Here is a 20,687-nt window from a genome sequence, read left to right on the forward strand (position 1 = left end):
GCGGGGGTGTCCCGGCCGCCCGGATACCGCCACCTCCCGCGAGCTGGCGTCGATCTTGGCGCGGGGTTCGGTCAGGCGGGCAGGCGTTCGCGCAGCCAGGCCGGCTCCGGGTTGACCACGGCCTCGCCGGGCAGCACCACGGTCGGGACCGTCTCGTCGCCGCCGGTGACCGCTCGGACCGCCGCCGCCCCGTCGGGGTCGCGCCAGATGTTCACCCAGTACGCCCGCCCGGCCCGGTGACCGAGCCGCAACCGCAGGCGCAGGCAGTAGCGGCAGCCGGGCCGCCAGTAGACGATCGGCCGCCCGTCGCGCGCGCTGCGCTCCCGCGCCTCGGCGGCGGTCAGCGACCGCGGGAACACCAGCGGCGAGAAGAGCGCCGCCAGGACCGCGAAGACCAGGAGCTCGACAGCACCCACCACCGGGCTGTACGCCCGGACCGCGACGATCACTCCGACCACGAGCATGAGGCCGGCCATCCACCAACTACGCAGCACGTCGCGGGATGCTACCCGCCCCGGTCAGGCCGTGGCGTCGGCCAGCAGTTCGAGCAGGTGGCGGTACGGCTGCCCGGTGGCCCGGGCCATGCCGATCTCGCAGGTGCGGTTCACCGAGGCGTACCCGTCGAAGGAGCGGCCGGCGACGGCGGCGGCCTCGGCGCGGGTGGCCGACGCGGTCAGCTCGGGGTGCAGCAGGCCCCGGTCGCCGGCGAACCCGCAGCACTGCCAGCCCTCGGGCACCACCACCTCGTCGGCGACCGCCGAGGCCACGGCGAGCAGCGCGTCGTCCAGTCCGAGCCGCGTGGACGAGCAGGTCGGGTGCAGCGCCAGGGTGCCGAGCCGGCGGCGCACGGTGAGCCCGGGCAGCAGCTCGGTGGCCGCGTACGCGACGGCGTCGACCACCCGCAGGTCGCCGGCGTCCGCGAGCAGCTTCGCGAAGCCCTCGGTGCAGGACGCGGCGTCGCTGACCACCGGCAGGGCGCCGTCGCGGCTGGCCGCCCGCAGCGCCGGCGGCACCCGGTCCCGCACCGCCCGGTAGCCGGCCGTGAGGCCCTTGGACGACCACGGGGTGCCGCAGCACATGCTCCCGATGCCGTCGGGCACGAGCAGGCGAACGCCGGCCCGGTCGGCGAGGGTGAGCAGGGCGGCGGCCACTCCGGAGCCGCCCTCCGCCGGGGCGAAAAGGGTGCCGAGGCAGGAGGGGACGAAGACGGCGTCGGGCTCACCGACCGGGCGGGGCCGGCGCGGCCGGCCGCCCCGGGGCAGGTCCCGCCCCCACTGCGGGACCCGTTCGGCGCCGAGGACCGCGCGGGCGGCCCGGGTGGCCGCCTCGGGCAGCGCGGGCGGCAGCGCGCCGGCCAGGTCCAACCCGCGGGCCATGCCCCGGGTGGTGGCGCCCCAGCGGCGGGCGGCGCCCCGCCAGCCGGCCTGCGCGGCCCCGCCGTTGCGGTCGGCCCGCAGCCGCTTCACCAGGTCGCCCGTGTTGATGAGGACCGGGCAGGCGGTGGCGCACATGCCGTCCACGGCGCAGGTGTCGACCGCGTCGTAGTCGTAGGCGCGCTCCAGTTCCTCGGCCAGCGCCGGGTCGCCGGCGGCGCGGGCGGCGGCGATCTCCCGGCGCAGCACGATCCGCTGCCGGGGGGTGGTGGTCAGGTCGCGGCTCGGGCAGACCGGCTCGCAGTAGCCGCACTCGACGCAGCCGTCCACCTCCTCCTCCACCGTCGGCACGGTCTTCAGGTGCCGCATGTGGATCTCCGGGTCGTCGCTGAGCAGCACGCCCGGGTTGAGCACGCCGTCGGGGTCGCAGAGCGTCTTGACCTCGCGCATGACCGCGTACAGCTCGTCGCCGAACTGGCGACGCACGTAGGGGGCCATCACCCGGCCGGTGCCGTGCTCGGCCTTGAGCGTGCCGCCGTGGCGGAGCACCAGGTCGACCATCTCCTCGGTGAAGTCGGCGTAGCGTTCCGGGGCCGCCCCGCCGGCGAACCGCTCGTTGAGCATGAAGTGCAGGTTGCCGTCCTTGGCGTGGCCGAAGATCACGCTCTCCTCGTACCGGTGCCGGTCGAAGAGGTCGGCGAGCGCGGCGCAGGTGTCGGCGAGGGCCTCGACCGGCACGGCGATGTCCTCCAGCAGCGCCGTGGTGCCGGACGGGCGGGCGCCGGCCACCGCCGCGTACAGGCCCTTGCGGATGTGCCAGAGCGCGGCGCGGGCAGGCGCCTCGCCGCTGAGCCGGGCCGGGGTGGTCAGCGGCAGGTCGGCCAGCACCGGCCCGGCGGTGGCGACGCGCTCGGCCAGCGCCTCCGGGTCGGACTCCTGCCACTCGACGAGCAGCGCCGCGTGGTCGCGGACGGCCAGGCCGCGCAGCGCGGCGTCCGCCCGCGGGTCTCGCTGAGCGACCCGCAGGGCGGCCGCGTCGAGCAGCTCGATCGCCGCCGGCCCGGCGGCCACCAGCGCCGGCATGGCGGCCATCGCCGCGGCCAGGGTGTCGAAGACCAGCAGGCCGGTCGCGGCGTGCCGGTGCACGGGTACGGTGCGGAAGGTCGCCGCCGCCACGAAGGCGAGCGTGCCCTCGCTGCCCACCACGAGCCGGGTGAGCAGGTCGGCGGGGTCGTCGTGGTCGAGGAACGCGTTCACCCCGTACCCCATGGTGTTCTTCATGGCGTACTGGGCGCGGACCCGGCGCACCGAGTCGGGGTTGCCGCGGACCCGGTCGCGCAGCCGCAGCAGGCCGGCGTGCAGGTCCGGCTCGGCGGCGCGCAGCCGGGCGCCGGCGTCGGGGGCGCCGGTGTCGAGCACGGTGCCGCTGGGCAGCACCAGCAGCAGCGACTCCAGGGTCCGGTAGGTGTTGAACTCGGTGCCGCAGGTCATCCCGCTGGAGTTGTTGGCAACCACCCCGCCGACTGTGCAGGCGGACTCGCTGGCCGGGTCCGGGCCGAGCTTGCGGCCGTAGGGGGCGAGCCGGGCGTTGACCTGCCGCAGCACCACCCCGGGCTGCACCCGCACCCGCCGGCCGTCGTCGAGGACGTCCAGGTCACGGAAGTGCCGGCGGGTGTCGACGAGCAGCCGGTCGGTGACCGCCTGCCCGCTGAGGCTGGTGCCGCCGGAGCGGAACGTGAGCGGCGTGCCGGTGCGGCGGCTGTGCCGCAGCAGGGCGGCGACCTGGTCGGCGTCGGCCGGGGTGACCACCGCGCTCGGGTGCAGAAGGTAGTGCGACGCGTCGTGCGCCAGCCTAAGCCGGTCCGCCGCCCGGGTGGCCACCCCGCCGGGCACCACCGCCTCCAGTCCGGCCCGCGCGTCGCCGCTCAACTCCACCATGTCGCCGCACCTCCCCGAGACCACCCTAGTCAGCATCGGCCGACGCGCCGCCGACCTCTTGTCCCGGCATCGACCCGGGTGGATACTCGCCGCTACAGCGTTCGCCGAGGTCACACCCCGAGCCGACCCCGGCGACACGGCCTGGACGCCGACGCAACCGGCGGCCTTCACCGTCCGAGGAGAAGACCGTGAGAATCCGCCGAAGCCGACTCACCCCCCTGCTCGCCGCGACCGTCGGCCTGGTGGCCGCCGGCGCCTTCGCCGTGCCGGGCGCCGCCTCGGCCGCCCCGAGTTTCACCGCCGACCAACTCGCCCGGGTCGACGCCGCCGTGGCGGCCTCCGGCGTCGAGGGCGTCGCCTGGCACGTGGACGCGGCATCCCGCCGCGTGGTGGTGACCGCCGACGAGAGCGTCTCGGCCGCCGAACTCGCCACGCTCAAGAAGAGCGCCGGAGCCGCGGCCGGCGCGATCCGGGTGGACCGGGCAAAGGGGGTCTTCCGCCCGCTGCTCTCGGCCGGCAACGCCATCTACGGCGGCGGCTACCGCTGCTCGCTCGGCTTCAACGTGGTGAAGTCCGGTGTCTACTACTTCCTCACCGCCGGGCACTGCGGCGACGTGGCCAACACCTGGTACACCAACTCCAGCCAGACCACCCTCATCGGCCCGACGATCAGCTCCAGCTTCCCCGGCAACGACTACGCCCTGGTCCGCTACGACAACGCCGCGCTCAGCCACCCGGGCGGCTACACGGCCGCGAACGCGTTCGTCGGCGAGGCGGTCAAGCGCACCGGATCGACCACCGGCACCCACAGCGGCACCGTGACGGCCTTGAACGTGACGGTCCGCTACCAGGGCAGCGGCACCGTGCGGGGCATGATCCAGACCACGGTCTGCGCCGAGCCGGGCGACTCCGGCGGCGCGCTCTACGACGGCACGAAGGCGCTCGGCATCACCTCCGGCGGCAGCGGCAACTGCCGGACCGGCGGCACCACCTTCTTCCAGCCCGTCACCGAGGCGGCGAGCGCCTACGGCGTGACCGTCTACTGAGAACGACGCGGCCGGCAGTCGCCGGCCGCACCGGCGACACCAGAGGACCCGCACCGGCTCGGCCGGTGCGGGTCCTCGCTCGTTCCGGCGGGCACCGGCGGCACACACCCGCACTGCTGGCGCGGCATTCGCGATTTCAAACTCCGCCGTTGTCACGATTTCGGGGTGCGAAAATCACGCGCCGGTCATGACTCATCACACTTTGCGCACCCCTCCGCCGTCCGCAGGATTGACCTCACCCGATCAGCCGGTGGAGGCAGACGACATGGACGAACGGTACGACTCGTACTGCGCGGTCGATCCGCTGTTCTACGACTCGCTCGCCAGCTCGGACGTCGAGGCCCCCGGCTACGCGGCGGACCGCCCGCCGGCGCCCGGCTGGGAGCGCGAGGTCAAGGACGACTGGCTGGTCCACGGTCCGGTCGCCGGCTCGCTCCCCTCCCAGGGCTGGAAGATCCACGTGTCGGCCCGGCTGGACAACGCCGAGCGGGTGCTGGCCCGGGTGATGGACTACTGCGAGCCGCGCGGCATCCCGTTCAAGCACCTGCGCGGTCCGCGAATGCTGCTCATGCGCAACAGCAAGTACGCCCGCCGGGCCGCCAGCGGCAAGTTCGTCACCGTCTACCCCCGCGACGAGGCGGAGCTGGAGCTGACCGCCAAGGAGCTGGCCGCGCTGCTCGACGGCGAGACCGGACCGTACATCCTGAGCGACCTCCGGTACGGCGACGGCCCGGTGTACCTGCGCTACGGCGGTTTCGCCGCCCGGTACTGCATCTCGCCGGAGGGCCAGGTGGTGCCGGCCATCGAGGACGCCAGCGGCACCCTGGTGCCCGACCGGCGCGACCCGGTCTTCCACGTGCCCGACTGGGTCACCCTGCCCGACTTCCTCGCCCCGCACCTGGCCGCCCGGAACGCCGCGACCACCACCGACCTGCCCTACCGGATCGAGAAGGTCATCCACTTCTCCAACGGCGGCGGTCTCTACGAGGCGCGGGACACCCGCACCGGGGACCGGGTGGTGCTGAAGGAGGCCCGCCCGCACGCCGGGCTGGACGCCACCGGCGCGGACGCGGTGACCCGGCTGCGCCGGGAGGCCGAGACGCTGCGCCGGCTCGCCGGGGTGCCGCACCTGGTACGGGTGCACGACGAGTTCAGCTTCGGCGGGCACGAGTTCCTCGCGCTGACGTTCGTCGAGGGCCGCCCCCTGAACAGGCTGGTGGTGGAGCGCTACCCGCTGGTCCACCTCGACGCCGACCGGGAGGCGTACACCCGGTGGGCCCTCGACCTGCACCGGCAGGTCGCCGAGGCGGTGGACGCCATCCACGCCCACGGCGTGGTCTACGGCGACCTGCACATGTTCAACATCATGGTGGGCGACGACGGGAACGTCACGCTCGTCGACTTCGAGGTCGCGACCCCCGCCGCGGCGGCCGCCCGGCCGGCACTGCGCAACCAGGCCTTCGCCGCGCCCCGCGACCGGACCGGCTTCGACGTGGACCGGTACGCCCTGGCCTGCCTGCGGCTGGCCCTCTTCCTGCCGCTGACCGCGATGCTCCGGCTGGCGCCGGAGAAGGCGGCCCACCTGGCCGAGGTGGTGGCGGAGCACTTCCCCGTCCCCCGCGAGCTGCTCGACGAGTCGGTCGCCGTGATCCTCGGCGGGGCCGCGACCGGGACCGGCCACACGCCCGGCCACCCGGTCGGGCCGCGCACCGACCCGGAGGACTGGCCGGCACTGCGGGACCGGCTCGCCGCCGCGATCGGCGCGAGCGCCACCCCGCACCGCGACGACCGGCTCTTCCCCGGCGACATCCGGCAGTTCGCCGGCGCCGACGGCGGGCTGAACCTGGCCCACGGCGCGGCCGGGGTGCTCTGGGCGCTGCACACCAGCGGCGCGGGCACCGACCCCGGGCACGAGCGCTGGCTGATCGACCGGGTGCGGGAACCCGCGTCGGGCAGCCGGCTCGGCTTCTACGACGGGCTGCACGGCGTCGCGTACGTGCTGGACCTGCTCGGGCACCGCGGCGAGGCGCTGCGGCTGCTGGACCGCTGCCTCGACGAGCCGTGGACCGAACTGGGCGACGACCTGATGAGCGGCCTGTCCGGCATCGCGCTCAACCTGGCCCACTTCGCCGGGCGCACCGGCGACCGGCGGTACGCCGACGCCGCCCGGCGAGCGGTCGACGTGGTCGTCGGTCGGCTCGGCGACGTGGAATCGGTCGCCGAGGTCAGCGGTGGCCGCCACCCGTACGCGGGACTGCTCCGGGGTGGCGCCGGCACCGCGCTGATGCTGCTGCGGATGTACGAGCTGGACCACGACGAGAGCCTCCTCGACCACGCCGAGACCGCGCTGCGGCAGGACCTGCGCCGGTGCGTCCGGCGCGACGCCGGCCACCTGGAGGTCAACGAGGGCTGGCGGACCATGCCCTACCTCGCCGAGGGCAGCGTGGGCATCGGCCTGGTGCTCGACCAGTACCTGCGCCACCGCGGCGGCGAGGATCTCCGCGGCGCGGCCGAGGACATCCGCCGCTGCGCCGACTTCCCGTTCTACGCCCAGTCCGGGCTGTTCGCCGGCCGCGCCGGGATCGTGACGTACCTGGCCGGACGGGGTGAGCAGGAACCGGCCCGCCGGCAGGCCCGGCTGCTGAGCTGGCACGCCCTGCCGCACCGGGACGGGATCGCCTTCCCCGGCGAACAGCTGCTGCGGCTGTCCATGGACCTGGCCACCGGCACCGCCGGCGTGCTGAGCGCCCTCGCGGCGACCGGGCCGGCGAGCCCCGGCCGGCTGCCCTTCCTCACGCCACTGCCCGGCGCGGCACCCGCCCGGCCCACCCCACCGGCCGGCGACTGACCGGCCCCACCAGCTCCCCGGGGGTCACCCCGGGGCGGTCCGACCCGACGCGCACCGAAGGAGGTGACACGACATGGCCCTGCTCGACCTCCAAGGGATGGAGCTGCCGGCCGCCGAGCGTACCGGCGGGGGCAGCCAGGCGAGCCTGCTGCTCTGCGGCGACAGCTCGCTGAGCATCACCACCTGCAAGTGATCCGGCCGTCCACCCAGGACGACCACGACCCGACACACCCGTCACGACAGAAGGAGAAGGATCATGGCTCTGCTCGACCTCCAGGCGATGGAACTGCCGACCACCGAGAACTACGGCGGTGGCAGCCAGGCGAGCCTGCTGCTCTGCGGCGACAGCTCGCTGAGCCTCACCACCTGCCACTGACGGACAGTTCGCCTGGCCCCGGGCCGGCTCACGCCGGTCCGGGGCCGCGCCCGTGGAGGTGCCATGACCCCGGCCGACCGGCTCCTGTGGCGCGCCGTCGGGTCCGCCGGCTGGTGGACCCCGGTGCTGCTCGTGGCCACCGTGGCCGGGGCGGCGGCCGAGCTGGCGCTGCCCGCGGCGCTGGGGCGCGCGGTCGACGCCGCCGTCGGCGCCACGGACGGGGAGTCCGCCGGCCGCTGGCTCGCCGCGGTGGGCGGACTGGTCGTCCTGCTGGTCGGCGCGGGCGCGGTACAGGACTACGGCACCGGCGCGGCGAGCGCCCGTTCCGTCGCCGGCCTGCGCCACACGCTGATCCGCCACATCCTCGCACTCGATCCCCGCTCGGCGGCCCGCCACCCGGTGGGTGACCTGGTCGGTCGCCTCGTGGGCCAGGTGGCCGACGCCGGGCAGGCCGCACCGACCATCGTGCTGGCCGGCACCGTCCTGCTGCCACCGGTGGGCAGCCTGGTGGCCCTCACCATGATCGATCCGTGGCTCGGCGCGACCTTCGTCGTCGGGCTCGTGCTGCTGGGCGTGCTGCTGCGCGGGTTCGTCGCCGACGCGTCCGCCGCGGTCGCCGGCTACCAGCGGGCCCAGGGGCACCTCGCCGGGCTGATGGTCGAGGCGCTGGCCGGCGCGCGGACCATCGCCGCCGCCGGCACCGCCGGGCGGGAGGTCGACCGCGTCCTGACCCCGGTCCCCGAGCTGCGGCGGCACGGCACGCGGACGTGGACCGTGCTGGCCGGGGCGGCGACCCGGGGCGCCGTGCTCAGCCCGATGCTGCAACTGGCCGTGGTCACCGTGGGCGGGCTCTCCCTGGCCGCCGGGCGGCTGACACCGGGAGACCTGCTGGCCGCACTCCAGTACGCCGCGCTCGGCGCCGGCCTCGGCACCGTGGTCAGCGCCCTCAACAAGGCCGTCCGGGTACGCGCCGGCTGCCGTCGCGCGGCCGAGGTGCTCACCGAACCGGCCCGCCGGTACGGCGAGCGGACCCTACCGCCCGGCCCCGGCTGCCTGGAACTGCGCGGGGTCAGCGTGCGGGCCGACGACGGCCGGCCGCTGCTCGACGGGGTGGACCTGCGGGTGCCGGGGGGCGCCCTGCTCGCCGTCGTCGGCCCGTCCGGCGCCGGCAAGTCGCTGCTCGCGGCCGTCGCCGGCCGGCTGCGCGACCCGGACGCCGGGGAGGTGCGGCTGGACGGGACGCCGCTGCCGGACCTGTCGGCGGCGGCGCTGCACGCGGCGGTCGGCTACGGGTTCGAACGGCCCGTGCTGGTCGGCGAGACGGTGGGCGCCGCGGTCGGCTGCGGCGCCGACCCGGTGCCGGTGGCCCGGGCCGCGGCCATCCACGACTTCGTCGAGCGGCTGCCCGACCGGTACGGCACGCCGCTGGCCGAGGTCGCCATGTCGGGCGGGGAACGCCAGCGGCTCGGCCTGGCGCGCGCGCTGCGGGCCGAGCGGCTGCTCGTCCTCGACGACGCCACGTCCAGCCTGGACACGGTGACCGAGTACCGGGTGAACCGGGCGCTGACCGACCGGGCGGACCGGCGTACCCGCGTGGTGGTGAGCCACCGCGTCGGCACGGCCGCCCGGGCGGACCTGGTGGCCTGGGTGGCGGCCGGACGGATCCGCGCGGTCGGTCCGCACGCCGTGCTCTGGGACAACCCGGCCTACCGGGCGGTGTTCCGCTCGTGACCACGGTCGGTGCGGTGACCCGGGCCGCGCTGCGGGCACGGCGGGCCGCGCTCGTGCGGCTGGCCGCGTGGTCGGCGGCCGAGGCGCTGCCCGCGGCGCTCACCGGGCTGCTGACCGCGCGGGCCGTGGACGCCGGCTTCCTGGCCGGGCGCCCGGCTGTCGGGCTGCTCTGGTTGGGGCTGCTGGCCGCCGCCGTGCTGGTCGGCGCCGTGGGCACCAACCGGGCGTACGCGTGCCTCGGCGACGTGGTCGAGCCGTTCCGCGACGACCTGCTGCGCCGGGTGGTGGCCGGCGCGCTGGCGGGCGCGACGGGCGGCCGGGTCGACGACGCGGCGGTGGGCCGCCTGACCCACCAGGTGGAGATCGTCCGGGACACCTGGGCCGGCCTCCTGACGGTGGTCCGCGGCTTCCTGTTCGCCGCGTGCGCCGCGATCGTCGGGTTGTTCTCCCTCGCGGCCCCGGTCGCCCTGCTGGTCACCGTGCCGGTGCTGGCCGGTCTCGGCCTGTTCGCGGCCGCCGTGCCCGCGATGATCGCCCGCCAGCGGGAGTACGTGCTCGCCGACGAACGCCTCACCCGGGTCGCGGTCACCGCGATCACCGGCCACCGGGACGTGTCGGTGAGCGGCGCGCGGGAGCAGGTCACGCGCTGGGTGGGCCGGCACGTCGACGCGCAGGCGCGGGTGGAGCGGCGGCTCGCCGCCATGGCGGTCACCCGTGGCCTGAGCCTGGCCGTCGGTGGCTGGCTGCCGGTGCCGGTGGTCGTGCTCGCCGCCCCGTGGCTGGTCCGGCAGGGCCTCGGGCCGGGCGCGGTGCTGGGCGCCCTGGTCTACGTCGTCCGGGGGGTGCAACCCGCCCTGCACACCCTCGTCCAGGGCGTGGCCGCCGGGGGGCTGCGGTTCACCGTGACCCTGGACCGGCTCCTGCGGTCGGCCGTCCCGGCGCCCGGCGAGGCCGCTCCGGCCGGCGGGGCGCGGCCCGCGCCGCCGGGCCCGCCGGCGCTGTCCCTGCGGGGCGTGACGTTCCGGTACGGGCCGCACGCCGACCCGGTGCTCGACGGCTTCGACCTCGACGTGCCCGACGGTGACCACCTCGTGGTGGTGGGCGCCAGCGGGATCGGCAAGTCCACCCTGGCCGCGGTGATCGCCGGGGTGCTGCGTCCGCAGGCCGGCACGGTCGAGGTGGGCGGGACCCCGGTGGCCGGCGCGACGGCCGCCGAGCTGGCGCAGCGGCGGGTGCTGATCCCGCAGGAGGCGTACGTCTTCACCGGCAGCGTCCGGGACAACCTCCGCTACCTGCGGCCCGAACTGGCGGACCCGGAGATCGCCCGGGCGGCGGCCCGGCTGGGCCTGTCCGAGCTGGTGGACCGGCTCGGCGGGCTGGACGCGACGCTGCGCCCGGCCGGCCTGTCCGCCGGGGAGCGCCAGCAGGTGGCCCTGCTGCGCGCCTGGCTCTCCCCCGCGCCCCTGGTGATCCTCGATGAGGCCACCTGCCACCTGGACCCGGCCACCGAGGGGCGGCTGGAGACCGCGTTCGCCGAGCGGCCCGGCACGCTCGTGGTGATCGCACACCGGGTCAGTTCGGCGCTGCGCGCCCGCCGGGTGCTGCTGCTCGACGGCGGGCACGCGCTGCTCGACAGCCATTCGGGGCTGCTGGCCCGGTCGGCCGCGTATCGGGAGCTGGTGGGTTACTGGGAGGCCGGGGCGGAGCCGGTCAGATCCAGCCCGACTCCCGAGCGATCCGCACCGCTTCCAACCGGGTCCGCGCGCCGGTCTTCGCCATGATCCGGGAGAGGTGGTTGCGTACCGTCCCGGCCGACACCGCCAGCTTCCCGGCGATGTCCCGGACCGGATGCCCCTCGGCCGCCACGTCGAGCACCTCCCGCTCGCGGGGCGTCAGCGGGCTGTCGGCCACCTCCAGCGCCGCGACCACCAGCTCCGGATCGAGCACCACCTGACCGCGGGCGAGCAGCCGCACGCCCTCGGCGATCCGCTGCGGGGGCACCTCCCGGCTGAGGAAGCCGACCCGTCGCCCGTGCTCGGCGAGCACCGGGCGGACCCGGGCGGCGCGGCGCCGTTCCACCAGGACCAGCAGCCGCCCGCCGCCGTCGGGGTCGCCCCCGGCGGCGATCCGGGCGAGCTGGTGCAGGGGTACGAGGTCGGCGTCGACGACGGCGACGTCCGGACGGTCGTCCCGCAGCGCCTCATGCAGGGCGTGCGCCGTGGCCGCCTCGCCGACGACATCGATGTCGCCCTCGGCGTCGAGCAGATGAGCGAGGGCCCCCCGAACCAGTCGACCCTTGAGCGCGAGCAGCGTGCGGACCATGGCGACTCCGGACATGACCCCCCGATCCTGACCTGACGTGTGCGACTGATGACGCACCGTCAGGAACTTAATCGAAGGTTACCGTTACGCAACACCCCTGTGATCCGCGTGTCGTCAGATCCAGCACGCGTCCCTGGCCCGCTCGACCGCCTCCCAGCGGTTCCGCGCGCCGGTCTTGCGCAACAGGCTGGACACGTGGTTGCGCACGGTGCCCGGCGCGAGGTGGAGCCGCTTCGCGATCTCCGCGGTCCGCAGCCCCTCCGCCGCCGCCGCGGCCACCTCGCGCTCCCGTTCGCTGAGCGGGTTCACCGCGGCGTCGAGGGCGGCGAGCGCCGTCAACGGGTCGATCATGCGCTGCCCGCGGGCCACCGCCCGCAGCAGGTCCACCAGTTCCTCCGGCGGCACGTCCGTGGCGACCACCCCGCGGACCCGGGCGCCGAGGGCCCGCCGCAACGCCCGGGCGGTGCGGCAGGCGGTCAGCACGACGACGGCACACCCGTCGGCGGCCGGTCCGGTGACCACGGCGGGGTCGTCCACCGCGTCGAGGTCCACCAGCAGCAGGTCGGGACGGCAGGCGGCGAGCAGCGCCGGCACGCTCCCGGCCGGTTCCGCGTCGCCGACCACCGCGAAGTCCGGCGTGGCGGCGAGCACCGCGACCACGGCCGTCCGCAGCAGCCCCGGCTCCGCGACCACCGCCACCCGCACCGGCGCGTAGACCGTCCCGTCCCGTACGTCGCCCACCCGGAACACTTTGCCCGAAAGGCCGGCGGATAGTCGAGTTCGCTCAGGGATGTCCCGCAGCCGGCGGTCCTAGCCTGCCCCGACAGCGCGGGCAAGCGGGCGTCGGGTCTCCGTCAGTGAAACGACCTGAGTGGACGTTCAGCCTGGACGGTCAGGCGGACCCGCCCGTCGTCGGCCCGATGGTTGTCATCCGGCAAGGTCGAACCTTCGCGCTGTTGCGAGGGTGGTCGAGCGGTTACGCAGTGACTTCAATCAAGGCCGGAAGGAACACCGGCCGCGGGTGAAGGGACACCGTATGACCGCTCCGACCGGCCTGCCCCTCGTACTCTGCGGCCCGATCGTGCGCCGCGTCGACCCGACCGGCGTCACCGTCTTCGTCGCCCTGCGCGCCGAGTCCACGGTGACGCTGACCGTCTTCGCGCTCGGCGCCGCCCCCGGCTACGCCCGCGGCGCCACCGTCGGCACCGGGAGCCGGGCCACCGTCAAGCTCGCCGACCGGCTGCACGTGGCCGCGGTGACCGTCACCGGGGTGACCCTCGCCCCCGGCACCCTCTACGGCTACGACCTGGCCTTCGCCGGCGGGACGAGCGCGGGCAGCCTCTTCGACCCCGACGTGGTGGCCGCCACCGCCGCGGCCGCCCGCACCGCGCTGACCTACCAGGGCCACCCGCAGGCGCCGGCCGCCGTGCCGGCGGTGCCCACCTTCGTCACCCCGCCGACCGACCCCAACCAGCTGCGGATCTTCCACGGCTCGTGCCGCAAGCCGCACGGCGAGGGCCAGGACGCCTTCCCCGTCCTCGACCCGATCATCGCGGCCGCCGGCGGAGACCCGGCGCTCCGCCCGCACCAGCTCGTCCTCGGCGGCGACCAGATCTACGCCGACGACGTGGCGGATCCGCTGCTCGGCATCATCCACGGCCACGACGCGCTGCCGGCCGTCGGCAGCGACCCGGCGGTCCCCGCCTACCAGGGGGTGGCGGCGCGGCTGGGGCTCGCCCCGGAGTCGATGCCGGTCGGCACCAGCTCGCCGCCGACCGACCTCACGTACCTGCCGGGCAAGCGGGCCACCGCCATGGCCCGGGACGCGAAGTTCACCTCCGGCGCCGCCGACAGCCACCTGATGTCGCTGCGCGAGTACCTGTGCATGTACCTGCTGGCCTGGTCGGACGTGCTCTGGCCGACGAGCTGGCCGACCTTCGAGCACGTGCTGCCCGCGGACACCCGGATCCTCAAGGACCCGCAGGACCGCCGGCCCGGCGAGACGGTCTACGACCTGATGCGCGCCGGCCGGCCGTACTCCCCCAGCGCCCAGCAGAAGGAGATCATCGAGCGCTGGGAGCGGTGGCAGCGGCAGGCCCTCGCGCTCACCGGTTTCCGGGCCGGCCTGGCCGCGGTGCGCCGGCAGCTCGCCAACGTGACGACGTACATGGTCGCCGACGACCACGAGGTCACCGACGACTGGAACATGACCCGGTCCTGGGTGAACGACGCGGTGGTCAACTCGGCGCTGGGCCGGCGGATCGTGCGCAACGCGATGGCCGCCTTCGTGGTCTTCCAGGCCTGGGGCAACACCCCGGAGCGGTTCGCCGACAGCGGCCCCGCCGGGGAGGCCGGCCGGGCCGCGCTCACCGCGCTGCGCGGCTGGTCGGCCGCGCCGAACGACGCCGACGACCTGGCCCTGCGTACCCGGGTGGGGTTGCCCACCGGGGTCACCCCGGAGGGGAAGCTGGCCCGCCCGGCCGGCGCGCTGACCTACCACTACACGGTGACCTGGCCGCGGTACCAGCTGATCGCGCTTGATACCCGGACCTGGCGGCAGTATCCGGGCGGGCCCGGCCACCCCGGCGGGCTGCTGCTCGACGACGACCCGCTCGACGCGATGCTCACCGGCGGCGGGGTGCTCGGCGACGACGCCGTCACCGTGGTCGCCCAGCCGGTGGCGCTGTTCGGCGTGCCGATCCTGGAGCAGTTCGCCCAGCCGCTGGCCAGGGCGACCGCGGGACGGTGGACCGCCGACGCCGAGGACGCCTGGGTGGCCAGCGACGCCGCCGCGCACAAGGTACTGGCCCGGCTCTTCGCCGCCGCGCCGCCCGGCCCGGACGGGATACGCCGCCGGCGGCTGGTCCTGCTCGGCGGGGACATCCACTTCGGCTCGGCCGAGCGGATCCGCTACTCGGCGACGCTCCCCTACGCCTGCGGACCCGACCGGGCCAAGCCGTACGAGGGGGTCAACCGCACCGAGGGCGTGCTCGCCGGCTTCGTGGCCAGCGCGTTCCGCAACGAGGACATGGCGACGCGGGCGCTGCACGACGTCGGCTACGTGCCGCTGCTCGACGTGACCGGCCGGATCGACCTGGTCGGCTGGGCCAACGAGCGGCCCGACAAGGAGGGCCAGCGGATGCAGGCCGGCGTACGGGTGACCGTCGGGGCCGACGACACCACCGGCTGGTGGGTCTCCGGCCGGCCGTCGGTCGGCGACTACGACGCCCTGAAGATCCTCGGCCGGCAGCCCGAGTGGAACGTGTACGTGCAGTTCCTCCGGCACGACGAGGCCGACCCGGAGGTCCGCCGCGACGGCATCCCGGAGGCCGTGCTCGACCCGACCGGGCTCCCCCGCGACCAGGCGCTCGCCCAGTACCTGGCGGCGGCCCGCAACCTGGACCACTACAAGGGCTCCTGGGGCAACGGCAAGGAGATCGTCGGCCGCAACAACCTCGGCGAGATCACCTTCGACTGGCCGGCCGGCGAGTGCAAGACCGCCACCCAGCGGCTCTGGTGGCACCTGCCCGGGGAGAACCGGGCCGCCGCGCTCACCACGTACACCGTGGACCTGTCGTTCGGCTGCTCGCTGACCACCCCGGCGCCGTACGGCGGGTTCGTGCTGCGGGCCGGCGACCAGGACGCCACCGGCAGCGCGCTCGCCCGCTACGACGGGGTGGAGCGGCCGGCGAAGCTGGTCACCGAGCGCTGGGTGAGCCGGCTCCAGCACGACCTGGCCACGTTGGGCTTCCACACCCCCGGGGCGACCGACGGCAGCTACGGCCTGATCACCTACTGGGCGGTGCGGGAGTTCCAGGCGTACGCCCGGCGGGAGCGCGCGGCGGTCGAGCCAGCCGGCGCGACCGCCCCGCGCTGGTCGGACCGGCTGCAACCGGTCGACGTGCCGGAGTCCGAGCGCTACCTCGGGCCGGTCAGCGGGGTGGCCGACCTGGCCACGCAGGTCGCCATCAAGCACTGGCTGGACAAGCGCTGGCGCTGCCCCGTGGTGGTGGAGTCCTGGCAGGTCGCCGGGGAGACGCTCCAGCGGCTGGCCCAGCCGAACGTCTGGCTCTTCGACGAGGTCACCGCGACCGACCAGCGGCTCTACTCGCGGGTGGTGACCGGCCGGCCGGCCGGCGCGGGCAACCCGCCGTCCGGGCACCCGGAGCTGATCCGGCTCGGCGCGTACCGGGGGCACGCCACCGACGCCGAGTGGAGCGGGCCGGTCCTCGACCCGGAGTCGGAGCTGCTGCCGGAGGCGCTGCTGCCCCGCCCGCAGGGCCACGGCACCGGGCCCACGTTGACCGCGCTGGCCGCCGCGATCGCGGCCGGCGGCGACCCCGGCGCCCGCGCCGCCCGGCAGCTCTCCACCTTCAAGGTGCTCCGCGCGGTCGCCGAGAACCGGGTGCCCGACGCGGCCGGCGGCTGGTTCGACGCGGTAGCCGCCGACGACCGGGCGGTGCTCCGGTTCGGCCCGTTCGGCTGGCGGGCCGACGGGCCGCGGACCGCGCCCACCACGCTGCCCCCGGCACTGGACATCGGCGCCGAGCCCGGCGAGATGTGGGCGTACCTGGCCTGGCTGCGGGCCGCCGACCGGGACGCGTACGACGCCCTCGGCGGGCTCGGCGGGATCAACGCGGTGCCCGGCTGGGGCAAGGACGGCGGCGGGCTGCTCCACCCGGAGCTGCGGGTGCTGAGGGCCCGCCCCGCGGTGACCGACTCGACCGGCGCGGCCCGCGAATCGGTGGGCACCACGCTGGAGCTGCTCGGGCTGCGCTCCTGGCACTGGATGCACCGGTACGCGCTGGCCCTGCGCGGCCACGACGGGGTGCGCCGGGGCCTCTGGACGCTCGCCCGGCAGCGGCTGCACGACCTGCTCGTCACCGACTGGGACTCGCCGGACCCGGCGGCCACCCCGACGGTGCCCGGGGTGACCGGCGCCGACGGGCAGCCCCGCCGGGCCCGGATCGGCGACCTGTTCACCTCCGAGCGGTCGGTCGCGCTGCTCGCGTGCTGGCAGCAGTACCGGGCGCACCAGCTCGTCGCGGTCGGCCCGCCCGCCTCGGTGGGTGAGAAGCCGGAGTTCCGCTCCCGGCCCCGGGCGGCCAGCGAGCTGCACACCGTGCTGACCCGGGCGAAGGCGCTGCAGAACTTCGACGGCCCGCCCACCGGGTGGACCGACGCCCACGAGACCGCGCTGATCACCGCCATCCGGCAGGTGGTGAACGCGGACGCGCCGGTGGCCACCGCGCTGGCCACGCTGGTCGGCTGGCCCGCCTGGCCGACCGGGCACCGCTACACGCTGCCGGTACCGGCGCTGCCGGCGGGCGAGCGGACCCTCTCGGCCGCCCGCGGCTCGCTGCGGCTGGACCTGAGCGACCTGCCGCGGGTGACGGCATGACCGGCGGCACGCGAGGACGGGAGCTGCGATGACCGAGCCGAAGAACGTGCTCGCCCTGCTGTGGGACGAGATCCGGCTGTTCGCCGAACCGGTGCTGGCCGCGTACGACCCGTGGCGGCGGGCCCGGCTGATGCGGGCGCTCGGCTGGGACCTGGAGGCGGTGAGCGGCTTCGACGCCGCCCGCTTCGAGGAGTGGGCGGACACGGTCGGGAACGCCCTGGAGGCGCTCTCGGCGGTGCGCGACGACGCCAAGCTCGACAGCATCGCCGGCCTCACCAAGCTGGGCGAGGCCGTGGGCGGGGTGGTCGGCAAGATCGGCGACCTGCCGACGGTGAAGAACGGCCTGCCGGACGTGGGCGGGCTCGCCGAGGAGCTGGCCGACGACCTGGTCGACCTGTTGGTGCTGACCTACCTGCTGCGCCGGGCGCCCTGGGTCGTGCCGGTGCTCGACCTGCTCGGCCTGGTCGACCCGGCCGCCGCCAACGCGCCCAGCGCGCCGATGCCGCCGGGCGACTCGCCGGTCCGGCTGCCGAAGCGTCGCGACGAGCTGCACCTGGACCGGGTGGTCGACCTGGTCCGCGACCCCGGCGCGTACTTCACGGACCGCTACGCGCCGCAGGGGTTGGACACCCCCGAGGGGGTGGCCGAGTTCTCCGCCCGGCTGCTGCCCCGGCTGGCCCGGGCGCTGCGGGCCCTCGGCCTCGACGCCGACCAGGGCGTCCGGCCCGACCTCGGACCCGACCAGGGCGAGGTCGGCCGGCGCCTGGCGGACAGCCTGCTGCGGCTGCGGTTCAGCGGCCTGCGCACCCCCGACGGCACGCCGCCGCCGGGTGCCGGGCTGGCGCCCTGGACCCCCACCTTCGGCCTCGGGGCCACCCTCGGCCTGGCCAGTTGGGACGGCCGGTTCACGGTGATCCTCGCCCCGACCGGCGAGGCGCGCCTGGACGGCGCCATCGGCAAGTGGACCGTCGCCACCGAGCTGAGCGGCGCCGGACCGGCACTGGCGATCAACAGCGCGGGCGTGACCTTCAGCGGCGACGCCGCGGTGGTGAAGTGGGCCGCCGAGGTCGCCCGGATCGCCCCGGCCGGGCAGCCCGGCTGGATCCTCGGCTCGCCCGGCGGCACCCATCTCGCCGTCGAGCAGCTCGTCATCGACGGCCGGGCCACGCTGGGCGCCGGCCGCGACGACATCGAGCTGAGCATCCGCGCCGGCCGGGCCGAACTGGTCGTCCGCGCCGGCGACGGCGACGGCCTGCTGGCCAAGCTGCTTCCCGCCGACGGGCTGCGGGTCGGCCTCGACCTCGGCCTGGCCTGGTCCATGCGGGGCGGGCTGCATCTGTCCGGCGCGGCCGCGCTCGCCGCCGAGTACCCGGTGCACCTGTCCTGGCACGGGTTGGGCATCGAGGGGCTGCGGATAGCGCTGGAGGCGTCGACCGCCACCCGCGCGCTGAGCCTGACCCTGACCACCACGGTCCGGGCCACGTTGGGCCCGCTGCACGCCGTGGTGCAGAACATCGGCGTCGCGGCCGACCTGACCTTCCCGCCGGCGCTGCCCGCCGAGTCCGGTGACCGGGCCACCGGCGGCAACCTGGGCGCCGCGAACCTGCGCCCCCGGTTCAAGGGCCCGGACGGCGTCGGGCTGCGGATGGACAACGGCATCGTCTCCGGCGGCGGCTATCTCTTCGTCGACGAGGCCCGCGGCATGTATGCCGGGGTGCTCCAGCTCGGCATGACCTCCACCACGCCGCTGGCCCCGATGAAGGGCTTCCGGCTCCAGGCCACCGCCATCCTCAACACCCGCAACCCGGACGGCAGCCGGCTCACCGAGGCCGACGGCGGGCACACCTTCTCGCTGCTGCTGGCCGGCACGTACGAGTGGTTCCCCGGGCTGATGCTGTTCTGGGGCATCTCCATCACCGGCCTCGGCCTGGTCGTCGGCTGGAACCGGCGGACCAACCCGGAGGAGGTGCGCAACGCCGCCCGCGCCGGCACCCTGGACGCCCTGCTCTTCCCCCAGGACCCGGTCGGCAACGCGCCCGCGGTCATCGCCACGCTGAGCCGCATCTTCCCGGTGGACACCACCGGCACCGTGCTCGGCGCGATGGTCCGGCTCAACTTCCTCGGCGGCCAGGTCGTCGCCGACCTCGCGGTGCTGGTCGAGTTCCCCGACCCGGTGCGCATCCTGCTGCTCGGCAAGCTGGTCATCGACTTCTCCGAGGCCGGGAAGTTCCGGCTCGACTCGGCCGGCATCGTGGACTTCGCCAAGCGGGAGATCAGCGTCGACGCCGCGCTGATCGACTCGAAGCTGTTCGGCCGGCCGGTCTCCGGAGAGATGGCGCTGCGCGCCCGGTGGGGCGCGGGCAGCACCTTCGCGGTCTCCATCGGCGGCTTCCACCCCCGCTACAACCCGCCGCCCGGCTTCCCGCCGGTCAAACGGTTCGCCATCGCCCTGCAGAAGTCCGGCAAGGGGTTGAACCTGACCGCGTACCTCGCGGTGACCAGCAACACCGCCCAGTTCGGGGCCGAGCTGAAGCTGCACTTCGAGGGCGGCGGGTTCGTCATCGACGGCCGCGCCTGGCTCGACGTGATGTTCCAGTTCAAGCCGTTCTGGTTCACCGCCGAGATCGGCGCCACGGTGTCGCTCAAGTTCAAGGACAAGGAGCTGCTGGCGGTCAACCTGCTGGTCGGGATCAGCGGTCCCGGCCCGTGGAAGGCGTGGGGCGAGGCGCGGATCAAGTTCCTGTTCTGGGAGGTGTCGGCGAAGTTCAACTGGACCGACGGGGACACCGCCGCGGCCGACGAGCCCAGCTACGTGGACGCCGGCGAGGCGCTGCGTGCGGCGCTGTCCACCCCGGAGGCCTGGGAGGTCCGCCCCGCCATCACCGCCGGGGAGCCGGTCACCCTGCGCGACCTGGCCGGCTGGAGCGGGCCGGTGCTGCTGCAGCCGGGCGCCCTGCTCTCGGTGCGGGAGAACGTGCTGCCGCTGGACACCGAGCTGTCCCGGATGGGCACCTCGCGGATCAGCGGCCCGAACCGGTTCACCCTGACCGGGGTGAGCGTCGGCGCCGGCGACGACAAGCTGGCCGGCGCGCTGGGCGAGCCGGTCGAGGACGACTTCGCCCCCGGCCAGTTCCGCGACCTGTCGCCCGAGGAGCAGCTCACCACCCCCGGGTTCGTCCGCCTGGCGGCCGGCCGCACGGTGGCGCTGCCCGACGGCACGGCGCTGCCCGACACCGCGCTCACCGCGTTCGCCCCGCTGAGCGACGACTCGGCGTACGACCGGATCGTCATCGACGACCCGGACGCCGCCGGCCGGCCGCTGCCCGCGGCGCGCGGCCTCGCGGCCCGTGGCGGCGGCGACCTGCTGGCCCGGTTCGCGGCCACCGCGCCGGCCGCCTTCGCCGGCACCCGCCGCGCCGGGCCGGCCCGGTTCACCGGCCCGGCCCTCGGCCTCGCCGATGCCGGTCCCGGCGACGCCGGATTCACCGCGCCCGCGCCGCGCCGCGCCGCCGCCCGCGGGCCGGTCCCGGCGCCGCGCGCCGCGGCCGGGGCTGGCGCCACCGAACCGTCCCGCCGTGCCGGGACGCTGCGCCGGCCCCGGGTCCGGGTGCCGCGCCCCCGGATCGTCCCCGCCGAACTGGAGGTCCGCTGA

At 75.7% G+C, this 20,687-nt stretch carries 12 protein-coding genes; 8 read left to right on the forward strand and 4 right to left on the reverse strand.

What is annotated here, in order from left to right:
- Nucleotides 1-71: 71 nt before the first annotated feature.
- Both ACQP12_RS19075 and ACQP12_RS19080 read right to left on the reverse strand, forming a co-directional pair.
- Nucleotides 72-494 carry a glutaredoxin domain-containing protein gene (locus tag ACQP12_RS19075; RefSeq protein ID WP_433280654.1) on the reverse strand — a complete coding sequence of 141 codons (423 nt, stop codon included), beginning with the start codon at nucleotides 492-494 and terminating at the stop codon, nucleotides 72-74.
- 24 nt (nucleotides 495-518) lie between these two features.
- Complete coding sequence (locus ACQP12_RS19080; RefSeq protein WP_433280656.1) at nucleotides 519-3,311, reverse strand: FAD-binding and (Fe-S)-binding domain-containing protein; 2,793 nt, start codon at nucleotides 3,309-3,311, stop codon at nucleotides 519-521.
- Nucleotides 3,312-3,499: 188 nt separating this feature from the next.
- On the opposite strand from ACQP12_RS19080, the gene ACQP12_RS19085 reads away from it, so the two are divergent.
- From ACQP12_RS19085 to ACQP12_RS19110, 6 genes are all read left to right on the forward strand, one after another.
- Entirely contained in the window at nucleotides 3,500-4,357 is an 858-nt protein-coding gene (locus tag ACQP12_RS19085) for a S1 family peptidase (protein WP_433280658.1), read from the forward strand.
- A 265-nt stretch (nucleotides 4,358-4,622) separates the two neighbouring features.
- The gene (lanKC, locus tag ACQP12_RS19090) at nucleotides 4,623-7,205 is read left to right on the forward strand and encodes a class III lanthionine synthetase LanKC (protein ID WP_433280660.1); all 2,583 of its coding nucleotides are present in this window, start codon (nucleotides 4,623-4,625) and stop codon (nucleotides 7,203-7,205) included.
- Nucleotides 7,206-7,278: 73 nt separating this feature from the next.
- Nucleotides 7,279-7,398: a SapB/AmfS family lanthipeptide gene (locus tag ACQP12_RS19095; protein ID WP_088961894.1), complete on the forward strand. Its 120-nt coding sequence runs from the start codon at nucleotides 7,279-7,281 to the stop codon at nucleotides 7,396-7,398.
- Nucleotides 7,399-7,461: 63 nt separating this feature from the next.
- Nucleotides 7,462-7,581, forward strand: a complete 120-nt coding sequence (locus ACQP12_RS19100) for a SapB/AmfS family lanthipeptide (protein ID WP_091306273.1) — start codon at nucleotides 7,462-7,464, stop codon at nucleotides 7,579-7,581.
- A 63-nt stretch (nucleotides 7,582-7,644) separates the two neighbouring features.
- The gene (locus ACQP12_RS19105) at nucleotides 7,645-9,312 is read left to right on the forward strand and encodes an ABC transporter ATP-binding protein (protein WP_433280663.1); all 1,668 of its coding nucleotides are present in this window, start codon (nucleotides 7,645-7,647) and stop codon (nucleotides 9,310-9,312) included.
- A complete protein-coding gene (locus tag ACQP12_RS19110; RefSeq protein WP_433280665.1) occupies nucleotides 9,309-11,093 on the forward strand; it encodes an ATP-binding cassette domain-containing protein in 1,785 nt (594 codons plus the stop codon). The genes ACQP12_RS19105 and ACQP12_RS19110 overlap by 4 nt, the downstream gene beginning before the upstream one ends.
- Here ACQP12_RS19110 and ACQP12_RS19115 read toward each other — a convergent pair.
- Complete coding sequence (locus ACQP12_RS19115) at nucleotides 11,023-11,649, reverse strand: response regulator transcription factor (protein WP_433280667.1); 627 nt, start codon at nucleotides 11,647-11,649, stop codon at nucleotides 11,023-11,025. The genes ACQP12_RS19110 and ACQP12_RS19115 overlap by 71 nt on opposite strands.
- Before the next feature lie 99 nt (nucleotides 11,650-11,748).
- On the reverse strand, nucleotides 11,749-12,375 hold the full coding sequence (locus ACQP12_RS19120; protein ID WP_433280669.1) for a response regulator transcription factor: 627 nt from the start codon (nucleotides 12,373-12,375) through the stop codon (nucleotides 11,749-11,751).
- 295 nt (nucleotides 12,376-12,670) lie between these two features.
- Here ACQP12_RS19120 and ACQP12_RS19125 point away from each other — a divergent pair, with 295 nt between their 5' ends.
- Nucleotides 12,671-17,035 (forward strand): peptidoglycan-binding protein, encoded by a 4,365-nt coding sequence (locus ACQP12_RS19125; RefSeq protein WP_433280671.1) that lies wholly within the window; start codon nucleotides 12,671-12,673, stop codon nucleotides 17,033-17,035.
- A gap of 28 nt (nucleotides 17,036-17,063) precedes the next feature.
- A complete protein-coding gene (locus tag ACQP12_RS19130; protein ID WP_433280673.1) occupies nucleotides 17,064-20,687 on the forward strand; it encodes a DUF6603 domain-containing protein in 3,624 nt (1,207 codons plus the stop codon).

The sequence above is a fragment of the Micromonospora sp. CA-244673 genome (assembly GCF_050948395.1).
GTDB lineage: Bacteria > Actinomycetota > Actinomycetes > Mycobacteriales > Micromonosporaceae > Micromonospora.